At 36.0% G+C, this 15,585-nt stretch carries 11 protein-coding genes and 1 rRNA gene; 1 reads left to right on the top strand and 11 read right to left on the bottom strand.

Annotated features, from left to right (window positions below; translation table 11 throughout):
* Positions 1–38: 38 nt before the first annotated feature.
* The 8 genes from ACSVI6_RS03355 to ykzS all read right to left on the bottom strand — a co-directional run bounded on the left by ACSVI6_RS03355 (position 39) and on the right by ykzS (position 9,869).
* Positions 39–1,614 (bottom strand): 16S ribosomal RNA (locus tag ACSVI6_RS03355).
* A 433-nt stretch (positions 1,615–2,047) separates the two neighbouring features.
* Positions 2,048–4,111, bottom strand: coding sequence for an LTA synthase family protein (locus ACSVI6_RS03350; RefSeq protein ID WP_491716084.1), 2,064 nt, complete (start codon positions 4,109–4,111; stop codon positions 2,048–2,050).
* A 34-nt stretch (positions 4,112–4,145) separates the two neighbouring features.
* Positions 4,146–5,183 carry a lysylphosphatidylglycerol synthase transmembrane domain-containing protein gene (locus ACSVI6_RS03345; protein WP_491716083.1) on the bottom strand — a complete coding sequence of 346 codons (1,038 nt, stop codon included), beginning with the start codon at positions 5,181–5,183 and terminating at the stop codon, positions 4,146–4,148.
* A 3-nt stretch (positions 5,184–5,186) separates the two neighbouring features.
* Positions 5,187–6,209 (bottom strand): glycosyltransferase family 4 protein, encoded by a 1,023-nt coding sequence (locus ACSVI6_RS03340; protein ID WP_491716082.1) that lies wholly within the window; start codon positions 6,207–6,209, stop codon positions 5,187–5,189.
* Positions 6,210–6,221: 12 nt separating this feature from the next.
* Positions 6,222–7,406: a glycosyltransferase family 4 protein gene (locus ACSVI6_RS03335; RefSeq protein ID WP_491720947.1), complete on the bottom strand. Its 1,185-nt coding sequence runs from the start codon at positions 7,404–7,406 to the stop codon at positions 6,222–6,224.
* A gap of 160 nt (positions 7,407–7,566) precedes the next feature.
* Complete coding sequence (gene ptsP / locus ACSVI6_RS03330; protein ID WP_491716081.1) at positions 7,567–9,300, bottom strand: phosphoenolpyruvate--protein phosphotransferase; 1,734 nt, start codon at positions 9,298–9,300, stop codon at positions 7,567–7,569.
* A gap of 2 nt (positions 9,301–9,302) precedes the next feature.
* Entirely contained in the window at positions 9,303–9,569 is a 267-nt protein-coding gene (locus tag ACSVI6_RS03325; RefSeq protein ID WP_491716080.1) for a phosphocarrier protein HPr, read from the bottom strand.
* 114 nt (positions 9,570–9,683) lie between these two features.
* The gene (ykzS, locus tag ACSVI6_RS03320) at positions 9,684–9,869 is read right to left on the bottom strand and encodes a protein YkzS (protein WP_491720465.1); all 186 of its coding nucleotides are present in this window, start codon (positions 9,867–9,869) and stop codon (positions 9,684–9,686) included.
* 184 nt (positions 9,870–10,053) lie between these two features.
* Between ykzS and ACSVI6_RS03315 the strand changes: the two genes are divergently transcribed.
* A complete protein-coding gene (locus ACSVI6_RS03315; protein ID WP_491720464.1) occupies positions 10,054–12,234 on the top strand; it encodes an ATP-dependent Clp protease ATP-binding subunit in 2,181 nt (726 codons plus the stop codon).
* A gap of 42 nt (positions 12,235–12,276) precedes the next feature.
* Here the strand turns inward: ACSVI6_RS03315 and ACSVI6_RS03310 are convergent, their stop codons facing one another.
* The 3 genes from ACSVI6_RS03310 to ACSVI6_RS03300 all read right to left on the bottom strand — a co-directional run bounded on the left by ACSVI6_RS03310 (position 12,277) and on the right by ACSVI6_RS03300 (position 15,573).
* The gene (locus ACSVI6_RS03310; protein ID WP_491720463.1) at positions 12,277–13,854 is read right to left on the bottom strand and encodes a peptide chain release factor 3; all 1,578 of its coding nucleotides are present in this window, start codon (positions 13,852–13,854) and stop codon (positions 12,277–12,279) included.
* Between the two features lie 120 nt (positions 13,855–13,974).
* Complete coding sequence (gene tagD / locus ACSVI6_RS03305) at positions 13,975–14,385, bottom strand: glycerol-3-phosphate cytidylyltransferase (protein ID WP_491716075.1); 411 nt, start codon at positions 14,383–14,385, stop codon at positions 13,975–13,977.
* Between the two features lie 60 nt (positions 14,386–14,445).
* Positions 14,446–15,573: an AI-2E family transporter gene (locus ACSVI6_RS03300; RefSeq protein ID WP_491716074.1), complete on the bottom strand. Its 1,128-nt coding sequence runs from the start codon at positions 15,571–15,573 to the stop codon at positions 14,446–14,448.
* Between the last annotated feature and the right edge of the window lie 12 nt (positions 15,574–15,585).

Below are 15,585 nucleotides of genomic sequence, written 5' to 3'. Positions count from 1 at the left end.
AAAACTATGACTGTGTAAAGTTCCGAATTATTCCTTAGAAAGGAGGTGATCCAGCCGCAGGTTCTCCTACGGCTACCTTGTTACGACTTCACCCTAATCATCAGTCCTACCTTAGGCGGCTAGCTCCTCAAAAGAGGTTACTGCACCGACTTTGGGTATTACTAACTCTCATGGTGTGACGGGCGGTGTGTACAAGACCCGGGAACGTATTCACCGTGGCATGCTGATCCACGATTACTAGTGATTCCAACTTCATGCAGGCGAGTTGCAGCCTGCAATCCGAACTGAGAACGGCTTTAAGAGATTAGCTTGACCTCGCGGTTTCGCAACTCGTTGTACCGTCCATTGTAGCACGTGTGTAGCCCAGGCCATAAGGGGCATGATGATTTGACGTCGTCCCCACCTTCCTCCGGTTTGTCACCGGCAGTCTCACTAGAGTGCCCAACTGAATGCTGGCAACTAATAATAGGGGTTGCGCTCGTTGCGGGACTTAACCCAACATCTCACGACACGAGCTGACGACAACCATGCACCACCTGTCATCCTGTCCCCGAAGGGAACGGCTAATCTCTTAGCTTTGCAGGAGATGTCAAGGCCTGGTAAGGTTCTTCGCGTAGCATCGAATTAAACCACATGCTCCACCACTTGTGCGGGTCCCCGTCAATTCCTTTGAGTTTCAACCTTGCGGTCGTACTCCCCAGGCGGAATGCTTAATGCGTTAGCTGCGGCACTAAAGGGCGGAAACCCTCTAACACCTAGCATTCATCGTTTACGGCATGGACTACCAGGGTATCTAATCCTGTTTGCTACCCATGCTTTCGAGCCTCAGCGTCAGTTACAGACCAGACAGCCGCCTTCGCCACTGGTGTTCTTCCATATATCTACGCATTTCACCGCTACACATGGAGTTCCACTGTCCTCTTCTGCACTCAAGTTTCTCAGTTTCCGATGCACTTCTCCGGTTAAGCCGAAGGCTTTCACATCAGACTTAAAAAACCGCCTGCGCTCGCTTTACGCCCAATAAATCCGGACAACGTTTGCCACCTACGTATTACCGCGGCTGCTGGCACGTAGTTAGCCGTGACTTTCTGGTTAAATACCGTCAAAGCTTGATCATTTCCTATCAAACTTGTTCTTCTTTAACAACAGAGTTTTACGAGCCGAAACCCTTCTTCACTCACGCGGCGTTGCTCCATCAGACTTGCGTCCATTGTGGAAGATTCCCTACTGCTGCCTCCCGTAGGAGTATGGGCCGTGTCTCAGTCCCATTGTGGCCGATTACCCTCTCAGGTCGGCTACGTATCATTGCCTTGGTAGGCCATTACCCTACCAACAAGCTAATACGCCGCAGGTCCATCCTAAAGTGATGCAAACGCATCTTTCAAACAAAAACCATGCGGTTTTTGTTGTTATGCGGTATTAGCACTTGTTTCCAAATGTTATCCCCCGCTTTAGGGCAAGTTACCTACGTGTTACTCACCAGTTCGCCACTCACTTCGATGTTAAGTCAAGTTAATGCAAGCATCAACTATCATTAACAGAAGTTCGTTCGACTTGCATGTATTAGGCACGCCGCCAACGTTCGTCCTGAGCCAGGATCAAACTCTCATCTTATGATGAAAAGCTTAACGTTAGCTCTTCTTAATATTTGTTACTTTTAAAGCGAATTGACTTCGCATAAGTTTTTTGTACTTCATTTAAAATGAAGTTCCTTACACATTTTTTGTCATAATTTTGTTCAGTTTTCAAAGATCTACTTTCGTTGATTCCAATAAAGCAACTTCTTAATATTATCATAATGCTAATATTAATGTCAAGAACTTTTTTAGGAATTTTTCAACTGATGAAAGTCATAATTAGAACTTACATCAGTTGCTTATTTGACAACGTTTAATATATTATCAAACCATCAAATGTTTGTCAACAACTTTTTTTATTATTTTAAGTCGTTAAACAAATAAGAATCACCGAATTGATAACTTATCAAAACGATGATTCTTATATTACACTAATATATTAAATTTGACAACTACTTTTTTAAACTAATTTACTTTTTTAATTCAGGAGCATCTGTTTTATAGTCATTCATAGTTGATTTACCGCCATTTTCATCCATTAAGCTAGTGTGTTCTTTGCTATTGCGTTCCTTAAGGCTAGCAAGTCCAGCACTCGGTTTATAATTATAATCACTTCTGTTAACTTTCTTAAAGTCCTTCAGATCATAAAAACGTAATAAGTCACCTAAAATAACCTTATCAGATAAGGATAATTCAGTATTAACATGGTTTTGATCTGCTTGAATTCGTTTCTTTTGCTTTGTATCTGGATTAATTTTCTTACCAGTCTTAGTAAGATAGACACTACCACTAACAACGGTATATTTAGGAGTAATGAAGTCACCATCCCTAAATGCAACGATTTGCTTACGCTTTTTAGACAACAAATCCTGTCCAAACTGAATCGTCTTATTATCCTTAATACCTAATAGATGTAAGATTGTTGGCAATACATCAATTTCACCACCATAAGTATGATCAATCTTACCCTCTAAATTGTCTCCATAAATCATAAATGGAACCTTTTGGAATTGAGCAAGATCATAACTATCGACGCTCTTTTTCTTTAGTAATTGAGCAATTGCAGGCCGATGATTATTTGAAATTCCATAGTGATCACCATATGCGACAACAATACTATTCTTTAATAAGCCAGTCTTTGTTAAATAGTTCATAAATTCACCAAATGCTTGGTCTAAATAGTGAGCAGTCTGAACATAAGGGTCAACAGTATTATCACCAGTCTTAGTTGCTGGGAAGTCCTGGTTTTGCTTATCAAGGATATATGGATAGTGATTAGTTAAAGTAATCAATTTAGCATAGAATGGTTGCGGTAACTGTTGAATATAGTTAGCAGCATCCTTAAAGAAGATTTTATCCTTTAAACCATAGCCAACACTGTATGATGGTTTTTCCTTAAAGTAGTTTGAATCAAAGAAATATTGGTATCCCCAAGACTTATAGGTATTTTCACGATTCCAAAAACTTGGAACATCCCCATGCATTGCGGCAGTTGTATAACCATGTTGATCTAAAATTGCAGGAGCTGCTTGGAATGTATTTTGAGTTCCATAGGTAACCATTGCTGAACCTTGTGGTAACCCAAATAAAGAGTTTTCCAGCATCATTTCAGCATCTGAAGTCTTTCCTTGAGCTACTTGATGATAAAAGTTATCAAATGAAATTGTATGTTCTCCATGATAGAACTTGTTTAAATTTGGAGTAACTTCCTTACCATCGACTTTATAGTCAATTAAAAACTGTTGGAAACTTTCTAGGTGAATAATAAATACATTTTTCCCCTTTTCCTTCCCAAAGTAATCAATATTAGCCTTTGCTCGATTATGCTTAAGGTATTTCAAGACGCTATCTAAATCACTAGGCTTAGCTTTTGCTCTAGTTTGACTCTCCTTATGCGTCTGATAAGCATTAAATGCAGCATACTCGTTCATCCCTAAGTACTTAACAATATAATTATTATCAAAAGAACGAGTTAATAAACCAGAACGGTCTGCATTCGCAATGCTATACTCACCAAACATCAAAACTAGCGACAATACAGTAACTGCAAATGCATTACGAATCTTAAAGGGCCGCTTATCAATTCGAATAATCTTAAAAGAAAGTAAGAGCACTAAAATAATTACATCCAAAAAGACAACGAAATCAATTGGATGAATAATTTCAGCTAAACTCTTCCCTAAGTTATTTTGAACATCTCCTGATCCCTTAATAATCCCAAACGTTAAAAAGTCAGAAAATTCACGATAATAAACAATATTAGCAAACAGCCAAATTGATTGGATCAAATCCATAATCAACATTAACCAATATGCTAACCTGCCCCTAAAGTACAATGCAATCCCAAAAAGTAAGATTCCTGCAGGTAAAGGATTCACAACCAATAAAAATTGCTGAAGAGATCCCTTTGCTCCCAAAGTGAATTCAGCTTGATAAGCGAAATAAGTTTTCGCCCAAAATAAAAATAATACTAGGATAAAGAAACCCAACCTAGAGTTTAGGAATCGATTTCCTTTTTTCATATGACTAGACATTGTATAGTGCCCCCACTAAATTGTTATAAATATATTATTTACCATTCTTGGAACCAATTTCATTTACCTTATCAGGTTTAATAAATAACGCAATTGCCCCCAAAATTAATCCAAGGTAATACGTTAAAATGCGCCATAAAATTAACGCTAATACCAATTTACTACTGTTAACAATGTAACTTTTGAACAGCATTTCAAAACTATATTCGGCACCACCAGCACCACCTGGAATTGGAAATAGCGAAATAATCATAACAATTAAAACATGTAAACTAACTATCATAACAATATTCGCTTGATCATATCCCAAGGAAAGCATAATGAAATATGGAACTAAATAGTAAAGTAATAATTGAAAAAATGTAATCAATGCAATTTTAAATAATAATTTCCACCGCTTAGCAATCCGAACGCTTTCTTGATAAAAATTATCGATTTTCTGATTAAGCGTTAATTGCCATTTTTCGTAACGTTCAGAATTAACAAAAAACTTTAACGGTTTCATAATTGTATTAACAAACCGCTTAGTAAAGCCATGCCAATACATTATCATTAGCAGTACAATGATTACTACCAAATGAATTATAAACCCAAACAATACAAATAACGATAAATATTGTAATTTTTCAGCAATGTAATGAAATCCGATCAACAAACTAAATATGAAATTAACAACAATCATTGCTTGATAGACAACAAACTTCATCAAAAGAACAGAACTCGCTCTACCACCATCAATTCCAGTTTGAATCATCACAACCAATTGGGCTGGTTGACCACCAGAAGAAAATGGTGTAATCCCATTAAATAATTGTTCTACTAAAGGGATTCTAACTGCATCTTTAAACGTAAAATGGCTTTCACCTTGATCTTTGACTAAGGTATGCGTAATCCATGATTCAAATCCGAAATAAGCGAACATACAGAGGGTTGCAATTACCATCCAAAACCAATTGATGTTAAAGAAATCAGCTACTAATAATTTTAGGTTAACATCCCTTATAAAATACCAAAAGATTAGGATTCCAATCAGAAACATCCCCATTAGTGATAAAAAATTTCTTCTTGTCATACACTACTCCCTTTTAGATTGTTCAATATAAAATGATTCCCATATCTTAGCTAAGTGATCTTCAGAATAATATTTAGATGCTTCCAAAGAGCGTTCACTCATTTTCATAAGCTCAGTATCATTACCAATCAATCGATTCAACTGTTGATTTAATTCATCAAAATCGTTAAATGATTGATAGTATCCATCAATAATCACTCGATATAGATCCAGGTTTCTCAACAATACTGGTTTCCCACACGAGAAGGCTTCTAAAACGGACATTGGAAAAAGCTCATTAAACGAAGGTAATAAAAATAAGTCACATAAGTTATAAAAATCAACTAATTTTTTTCGATCAACAATTCCAGGAAATTTTAAATTATGTGGTGGATTATCAACAATTCGCTTCAATTCTTTGTATCCATCAGTAATTTGACCGAATGAAAAGCCACCAGCCCAAATAAATTGAACTTGTGGATTTTTTTCAGCCAACTTAGCAAAATCTAGAATGCCCTTTCTTGTTTGAACCTGGCCGGTTCCCAAAACGATAAATTGATCTGGATCAAACCCATACTGTTTTTTTAATTTTAACTGTTGTTCCTTTTCAATCGGATAAAATTCTTCCTTACTAACAAAATTTGGAATATAAGTAATTTTAGACTTGCTAATTCCATATTTAGCTAATTTATCAATAAACATTGGATTAACAACTACAATATGGTCCATCCGCTTATAAAAAGCAATTACATACTTATAGAATAAATATTTAATTGGTTTTGGCATCTTAAGGCTTCCATCAAGGGTTTCTGGTAAAAAATGAACATAACCGATTTTACGACCGCGCCCCCATAAAAATGTAGATAAATAAAAAGTCGGATTAATAGTATGGTAGTGGCTAATATCAGCACGTGTCCATTGGTTAATCCGAATATCAAATTCATTAGGAAAATAGGTTTTAAGCATTGCGATTAGTTCATCATAAGCACTACCAACCCCTTGGCCTTTTACTTTATCAGCAGTTGAAAACATATTAATTTTTAGCATTCTATTCATCCTTTAATAATCAATTTCAGCTGAATTGTCGATATTTTCTTCATATTCTAACTGTGAGTTACGATAAAATTGCACAATTTGATGTTCAAAATTTTCAGCGGAAATGCTATTCAATTTTTGTTTCCGTAATTCATCCGATACCAACTTGTACTTATCAGGATGACTTAGGTACTCATAAACGTCAGATACGAACTGAGCTTCTGTAGAAAATGTCATCCCCAATGACTTATCATTTAATAGATCATCAGTATAAGCACTTTTAACTACAATTACTTTTACCCCAGCAGCCATTGCTTCAATGTAAGTTAGTCCTTGCGATTCAGAGTTAGATGTCGAAACAAATATATTGGCCATGTGGTAATAGTGATTAACGTCATCGTTATTAATTTCACCAGCAAAAATAACGTTATCATTCAACTTCAATTGGTTTACTTGTTCTACAAGTGATTCTTTCGCAGGCCCATCACCAACAATTACTAGCTTAACATCTGGTTTTAATTTAATGATTTTAGGCATTGAATCGATCAATTCGTTAATGTTTTTTTCGAACGCCAACCTACTAACTGATAACAAGACGGGGGTTGAATTGGTAAAACCAAATTTAGCCCTCAGATTTTGGTGGTCAAGTTGATCATATTTAGCAACATCAATTCCAGTTGGGATTACTCTAATTGGACTTTTAACCCCATAAGCAGTTAGGGTATCCAAAACCCGCTTACTAGGTGCAACTACCCCCGTCATTTTATGACAGAATGCTAAAGTTGCTTCCTTAACATGGATTGGTTTCAACAGTTTTCCATTTGCAACGTAATGTAAATAATCTTCATACATCGTGTGATAGGTATGAAGACATGGGATTTTTAAATTTTTTGCAACGAACTTACCAATAACCCCCATTGAAAATTCAGTTTGGGTGTGAATAATATCTAAATTTAGCTTTTTGGCAATTTGGTAGGCTTGAAATAACCCCCGAATTGCAATTCGTCGATCAGAAAAAGAAATAAAAGGAATACTAGAAAATCTAAATATATTCCGTTCATACGTATTTTTATCAACATGTGGGTCCGTAGTCGTAAATATGTAGACCTGATGTCCATCTTTTTCTAGTTGACTTTTAAGCGTTTTGATAGAAGTAGCTACTCCACTTACTTGTGGAAAATAGGTATCAGTAAATATCCCTATATTAATTTTATCCACTTCCCTTCAATTAAAATGAGTATGCTTTTCTAAACCGCTATATCATTAGTATTATATTGTTTTGCCAGATAGTTTGCAAACAACCATTGATTAATAAAAAAGCGCTACTGCCCATATTAAAGGGAATAGCACTGTTTTATGATCGCCGTTGTTAAATTTTATCTAAGAATTGATTTAACTTATCGATTACTTCTTCAGAAGTAGCAGCATTATTAATTACGTCATCTACAACTTTTTTAGCGTATTTAGAATCAATTTGGCTAATTAGTTTACGAGTCCTTAGAATTGATTCGCTATTCATTGAAAAACTATCAACCCCCATCCCTACTAACAATGGAATGGCTAATCGACTTGATGCCATTTCTCCGCAGATGGAAACTGATTTGCCCTCAGCATGAAACGCATCAATTGCATATTTTAACGTTCTCAAAACCGCGGGATTCAACTGTTGATATAGATTGGAAACCCGTTCATCGAGTCGATCTGCAGCCATTAAATACTGCACTAAATCATTCGTCCCAATGCTAACTACATCAACTTCCTTAGCAAACTCATCAGCAAGCAGTGCGGCAGATGGGACTTCAATCATTACTCCTAAATTTACAACTCCCATATTCTGCCCGTCTTTTTGCATTGCCAGTCGTTCTTCATCATAAATATCACGCGCCCGTCGATACTCATCAACGGTTGAAACCATTGGGAAAATAATTGATATCTCACCATAACCAGATGCCCGAATTAAGGCTCTCAACTGGGTCCGAAACATTTTTTCAGACCTTAGGCTAATTCTAAGCCCCCGTAGACCCAAAGCAGGATTAGTTTCCTTATCTAAGTCTACACCACCGATTTGCTTATCGTTTCCAATATCTAAGGTCCGAAAAATAATCGGTAAGCCCTTCATATGGAAAACTGCTTTTCGATAGCTTTCAAACTGCTCTTCTTCGGTCGGAACATTGTCGTGCCCTAAAAACAGAAATTCAGTTCGATAAAGGCCGATTCCTTCAGCTGATGAATCGGTAACCGCTTTTAAATCCTTATCACTACCAACATTGGCTTCGATGCTTAGGTGTCGATCGTCTTCTGTCATGGTGATTTTAGCTTTAAAGTTTTGCAGTTTTTTTAACTCAATATTAAAAGCCTTGATCCGTTCATGATAGTCAATCATTTGCAAGCGGGTGGGATTAATTACAATGGTTCCAGATAGTCCATCTACAATTAATTCATCATCATTACGAATTTCCTTAATAGCACCCTTAGCCCTTAAAATCATTGGCAATTTTAGCGTTCGTGCCATAATTGATGAATGTGATGTTTGAGCACCAAATTCAGCAACGATCCCCTTAACATATTTTCCATTTAACTGTGCAATATCACTTGGGGTAATATCCTTTGCAACGATAATCACTGGACGATCTACCAATGATAGGTCGGGAAGCTTAACGTTCAATAGATGACTTAAAACCCGCCTTTTAATATCAATCACATCGCTAGTTCTTTCCTTGATTTGGGCTTTCATCCAAACATTCGTAACATTTGATTTGAATAAATGAATAAAATTATTAGCAGTAACATCCAATGCCTTTTCGGCACAGATACCCTGATCTAAAATCAATTGCTCGATTGAACTAATGAACTCTGGGTCAGAAAGCATTTGAATATGTGATTCAAATACCATTCCTTCGTTTTTACCAAGGTTATCAACAATGTCATCCTTAATGATTGATAATTCATTAATTGATGCTCTTAATGCATCATGCAGTCTATTAATTTCCGCATTTTTATCACTAACGATAGTGTCTTGAAATGATAAATCAGGCTCAACGATTTTATAGGCTTTCGCTATTGAGATTCCTTCGCTTGCAGAAATTCCTTCTATTTTGTGCATTTTTAGTCAGATAAACCCTCTTTTTTAAGGGTGGCAGCAATATCATCTAAAGCATCCTTTTCATCATCACCATCAGCCGTAATAACAATTGCTGCATTTTGGCCAACCCCAAGGGACATTACCCCCATGATAGATTTTAGATTTACCTTTTTACCATCATATTCTAAGTTGATGTCAGAAGCATATTTACTTGCTGCTTGAACCAATAATGTCGCAGGTCTGGCGTGAATCCCAGTTTCAGCAATAATTTTAAATTGACGTTGTTCCATTATTCATCCTCCTTGTTTAAATTACTATTTGATTAAAAAACAATAAGTAATTCTCTTTTTTTCATTATAACATATCTGAAGTACTTTAACTTAAAACGTTCCCTAACCAGTACTTCATTTGTCAGAATCAAATCGATAAACTACTTTTCCATCTAAAGAGGCTGTCCCAACGACCCTTTTACGACTCTCAAAATCCATAAAGGCACACTGAAAAGCCATAAAAGATTTTGAATCAACTTCAATTTTATCAATTTCACCATTTTTCAATTGCTTTAACAATTCACCGTAATCCTTAGTCAACCTATCCACCCCTTCAATTTATACATCTATTATATTAAATCTAAAGCCGAATTTCCAAAAATTCAAAAATGAGTTATTATAAAATCAAATTGTTTGAATCGTCCCGTTTAAGTTGTATAATATCTCTACATGGTCAGTAAAGGTCAAACCAAACTGGCTAATCAAATCAATGGAGGGTAGCAATATGTTATGTCAAAACTGCCGTAAAAATGAAGCAACAATTCACTTATATGTAAATCGAAATGGCAATAGACAGCAAGTTGACCTATGTCAAAATTGCTATCAACTTTTACAAAACGATGGAAATGGGGGCGCTAATATGGCACAAGATCCATTTGGATTCGGAGATTTAAACGACATCTTCCGCTCAATGCAAAATAATAATGATGCCAATAAACCTGATCCTAATCCACAAAACAATGGTAATGATGGTAACAACGGTAATAATGGAAATAATGGAAATAAAGATGGCGTTTTATCAAAATTTGGAATCAATATGACCCAACTAGCTAAAGAGGGCAAGTATGACCCTGCAATTGGTCGTGACAAGGAAACTAAGCGTGTCATTGAAATCCTTAATAGAAGAACCAAGAACAATCCCGTTTTAATTGGGGAAGCTGGAGTTGGTAAAACATCAGTCGTTGAGGGCTTAGCAATCAAGATTGCCAATGGCGACGTTCCTGAAAAATTAAAGGATAAGCAAATCATTAGTTTAGACATTGTTTCAATCGTCCAAGGAACTAGCCTTCGTGGACAATTTGAAGAACGGATGCAATCGCTAGTTAAAGAAGTCCAATCTAACCCTAATATTATTTTATTCATTGATGAAATTCATGAAATTATGGGCGCAGGAAATGCCGAAGGTGGTATGGATGCAGGAAATGTATTAAAGCCCGCATTAGCCCGTGGTGAATTTCAGTTAATTGGTGCAACTACGCTCAATGAATATCGTAACATTGAAAAAGATGCCGCATTGGCAAGACGTTTTCAAACGGTTATGGTCCAAGAACCCGAACCAAAAGAAGCCGTTAAAATCCTAGAGGGAATTAAGGATAAGTATGAATCATATCACCACGTTAAATATTCCGCAGAATCATTAAAGGCGGCTGTAAAGCTCTCAGATCGATATATTCAAGGAAGATTCTTACCTGATAAGGCCATCGATTTAATTGATGAAGCTGGATCAAGAAAGAATCTAACAATTGATGTTACTAGTCCAGAAACAATTGAACTGAAAATTAAAAATGCAGATGAACAAAAAAAGGCGGCCCTAAAACAAGAGGACTACGAAAAAGCTGCATACTATCGTGATGAAGCTAATAGATTTAAAGAGGCTAAGAATAATAATCAAAATACCAATTCTGAACGTCCAGAGGTCACTGTTCGTGATATTCAAAAAATTGTTGAAGAAATCACAAATATCCCAGTTGGCGACCTTCAGTCAAAAGAACAACAGCAATTAAAAAACCTTGGTGCTGATTTGAAGGCTGGCATTATTGGTCAAGATGCAGCCGTTGAAACGGTTGCTAAAGCAATTAAAAGAAATCGGATTGGATTTAATGGGACTGGTCGACCAATTGGCTCCTTCCTATTCGTTGGAACGACCGGTGTTGGTAAAACCGAATTAGCTAAGCAACTTGCAAAAGAGTTATTTGGTTCTGAGGATTCAATGATTAGATTTGACATGTCTGAATACCGAGAACCATATTCAATTTCTAAACTAATTGGTTCTGCGCCTGGTTATGTGGGCTATAATGAATCCGGCCAACTAACTGAAAAAGTTAGAAGGAATCCATATAGCTTAATTCTATTTGATGAAATTGAAAAGGCCCATCCAGATGTTTTACATGCATTTTTACAAATCCTAGATGATGGAAGGTTAACTGATTCACAAGGGCGTACCGTTTCATTCAAGGACACCGTAATCATTATGACTAGTAATGCTGGAACTGGTAAAGTAGAGGCCAATGTTGGTTTCGGTGCTAGCGCATCTGGAAAATCACACTCTGCACTAAATCACTTGGGTGACTACTTTAAACCTGAATTCCTAAATCGGTTCGATGATATTGTTGAATTTAATCCCCTTTCTAAAGACGACCTAAAGCAAATCGTAAGCTTAATGCTTAATAATATGAATAAGATGTTAGCCCAACAAAACATTCATATTAGCGTAAGCGATGGCGTAAGGGATAAAATTGTCGACTTAGCATATAACCCTGCAATGGGGGCAAGGCCACTTAGAAGATTAATCCAAGAACAAATTGAAGATCAAGTCGCAGACTTTTACCTTGATCATCAAGATGCAAGAGACCTAACAGCTACGTTGGACAAAAAACAAGAAATCACTGTAAAGCCTGCTAAATAAAAAATAGATGCTATTCCTTTGGGATAGCATCTATTTTTTTGATTATAATTTAGACATTAATTCAACATCAGGATATTTATCGTGGAACCAGCGTTCAGCAAAACTATTTTCAAATAAAAATAATGGCTGATCATGGGTATCTCTTACCAATATATTTCTTGAGGATGACATTTTTTCATCTAATTGATCAGGCTTGATCCAACGGGCTATTTTATGCCCAAGTGGCTCCATAACCACTTCTGAATTATATTCATTTTGCATTCTAAATTGAAATACTTCAAATTGAAGTTGTCCAACCGCACCTAGAATATAATCACCAGTTGAATAAGTGGTATAGAGCTGAACCGCCCCTTCTTGGACTAATTGATGAATCCCCTTATGAAATGACTTTTGCTTCATCACGTTTTTGGCAGAAACCCGCATGAATAGCTCTGGCGTAAATTGTGGTAATGGTGGAAATTTAATTGCTTGTTTTCCAGTAAAAATTGTGTCACCAATTTGAAAGTTACCAGTATCATAAAGGCCGATAATGTCACCAGCAACCGCTTTATCAACGTTTTCACGAGTATTGGCTACAAATTCGGTCACGTTCGATAACCGTAGTTTTTTATCGGTCCTTTGTAATACAACATCCATTCCCCGATCAAATTCTCCCGAACAAACACGGACAAATGCAATTCGATCTCGGTGTCTAGGATTCATATTAGCTTGAATTTTAAAAATAAAGCCAGAGAAATTACTATTGTCTGGTTCAATTTCCTCATCATCAATAGTGTTTTCGTGTTCACCAGGTTTGGGAGCGAAATCTAGATAGGCATTTAAGAATGTTTCAACTCCAAAATTAGCCAATGCAGAACCAAAGAAAACTGGTGTTTGATCACCATTTTTGATCTTATCAATATCAAATTGATTTCCAGCCTCTTGAATCAAATCCATATTCGTCTTGGCATCTTGATAAACTTCATCATCTGGCAAATCACTATCAACCATTAAATCACCATCATCGTTCAATGGTAAATACTTTTCAGAATCTTCTTCGGGCCGATAAAGAGCGACCCGCTTGTTATAACGATCATATAATCCTCTTAGTACCTTTCCAGAACCAATCGGCCAATTCATTGGGTATCCTTCAATCCCCAATACATCTTCTAGTTGACTGATCAATTCCATTGGATCGCGACTATCACGATCCATCTTATTCATAAAGGTAAAAATAGGAATCCCCCGCATTTTACAGATCTTAAATAGCTTCTTAGTCTGTGCTTCGATCCCCTTGGCAGCATCAATTACCATGACGGCTGAATCAACAGCCATTAGGGTCCGATAGGTATCCTCAGAGAAATCCTCATGCCCAGGAGTATCCAAGATATTAATTCTTTTTCCCTGATAATCAAATTGCATTACTGAACTAGTAACTGAAATTCCCCGTTTTTGTTCAATTTCCATCCAATCAGACTTAGCAAAATTACCACTTTTCTTTCCTTTAACCGTTCCAGCTTCACGAACGATACCACCATATAACAAAAGCTGTTCAGTAATCGTCGTCTTCCCGGCATCCGGATGAGAAATAATTGCGAATGTTCTTCGTTTTGAGACATTCTTATTTAATGCATTAACCATATATTTATCCCTTCTAGTTTAATCATCAATTAATTTTAACATAATTCAATTTAGCAATCAGAAATAATTAGCAATCAGAAATAAAAAGCCTACCTAGATAATCAAGATAGACTTTTGACATTAAGCTTTCCAATTATCAGAATCTTTAATTCCAAGATCCTTTTTAATTTTTGATGTTGAGATTCCTTCAGTTCTTGGTAGGTAAACAACTTCACAATATTCCTTCAAGAAATCAAATTTACCCTTCCAGTCATCACCCATCACAAACACATCGATGTTGTTTTCCTGAACATCTTTGATTTTTTGATCCCAGCCACTTTCAGGAACTACCTTATCGACATAGCGAATTGCTTCTAAAACATATTTACGATCCTCAAAGGACGTATATGCCTTTTTTCCCTTTTCGGCATTGAATTCATCACTAGAAAGGCCAACCATTAAGTAGTCACCTAGCTCACGAGCTCGTTTTAATAATCTAACATGCCCCTTGTGTAATAAATCAAAGGTTCCATAAGTAATTACTTTTTTCATATTAATCTTATTCTCCTAATTAATGTTAATAATTTCATTCTATCACACTCATAACTGATATTATGGTTTTAAATCATTTTTAGCCTCATAATTGTGTTGAATTAACCAAATATTATATAAATATTGGACAACTACTTTAACAACCGCATATAGTGGGATTGCTAAAATCATCCCGACCAATCCAGAAATATTACCAGCAGCCAATAAAATAACAATAATTGTAAGAGGATGAATTCGTAAACTCTTTCCAATTACATTGGGATAAACTAAGTTCCCATCTAATTGTTGGACGATCAATACGACAATTATTACATAAATAACTTGTGAAACGTCATATGAAAAGGCAACTAACAAGGATGGTAAAATTCCAATATAGGGACCAACGTATGGAATAATATTACATACCCCAGCAAATACCCCTAATAAAAGAGCATACTTTTGCCCAATAAATACATACCCTAATGAGGTAAAAATGCCCACAAAAAGACATTCAATCATCTGACCACCAATATAACGGGCAATCGTTTCATTCATTTTCCCCAATAACACCAACGTTTGCTTTTGATGATCTTCTGGAATCATTTTTTTAATCGTTGGCATTAGCTTATGACCGTCTTTTAACATATAAAATAAGATTACAGGAACCGTAATTACCACGATCACTACGCTAGTAGCCATTGAAATGACGTTCCCTAAACTGGTTGTAACACTACCCAAAATATTTTGCGTGTAGTTAGTTAAATAACTTTGGAACTGATTAATATAATCGGTTACATCAACATTCTTTAACCAACCATGGTTAGTAATATTTTCAATTGTTTTTTCAGTAGAGTCAGTTACATCGGGTAAATGATAAAATAAAGTCGTCACCTGAGTGAAAATTCGTGGAATAAAGGAAACTCCAATATAAATTAAAGCCCCTAAAAAGGCAATAAAAATAATTGAAACTGCGATGGTCCTACTGACCCTAAACCGTTTATAATGAATTTTCATTAATAGTTCAACAATTGGATTTAACATGTAGAATAGCGCACCAGCAACTAATATTGGAACAAATACAGTGGAAATAAAAATTCCAACTGGCGAAAAGATAAAGCTAATTTTATTACAGAAATAAATAATTGCAACTACAATCAATATTTCTAATGACCAAAATAATATTTTTGATCTTTTAAAGTGGTCATTCATAATTCATAGTGC

The organism is Nicoliella sp. ESL1106, assembly GCF_058509965.1.
The sequence above is the reverse complement of the archived record's forward strand: the minus strand, read 5'-3'. Positions and strand labels throughout refer to the sequence as shown.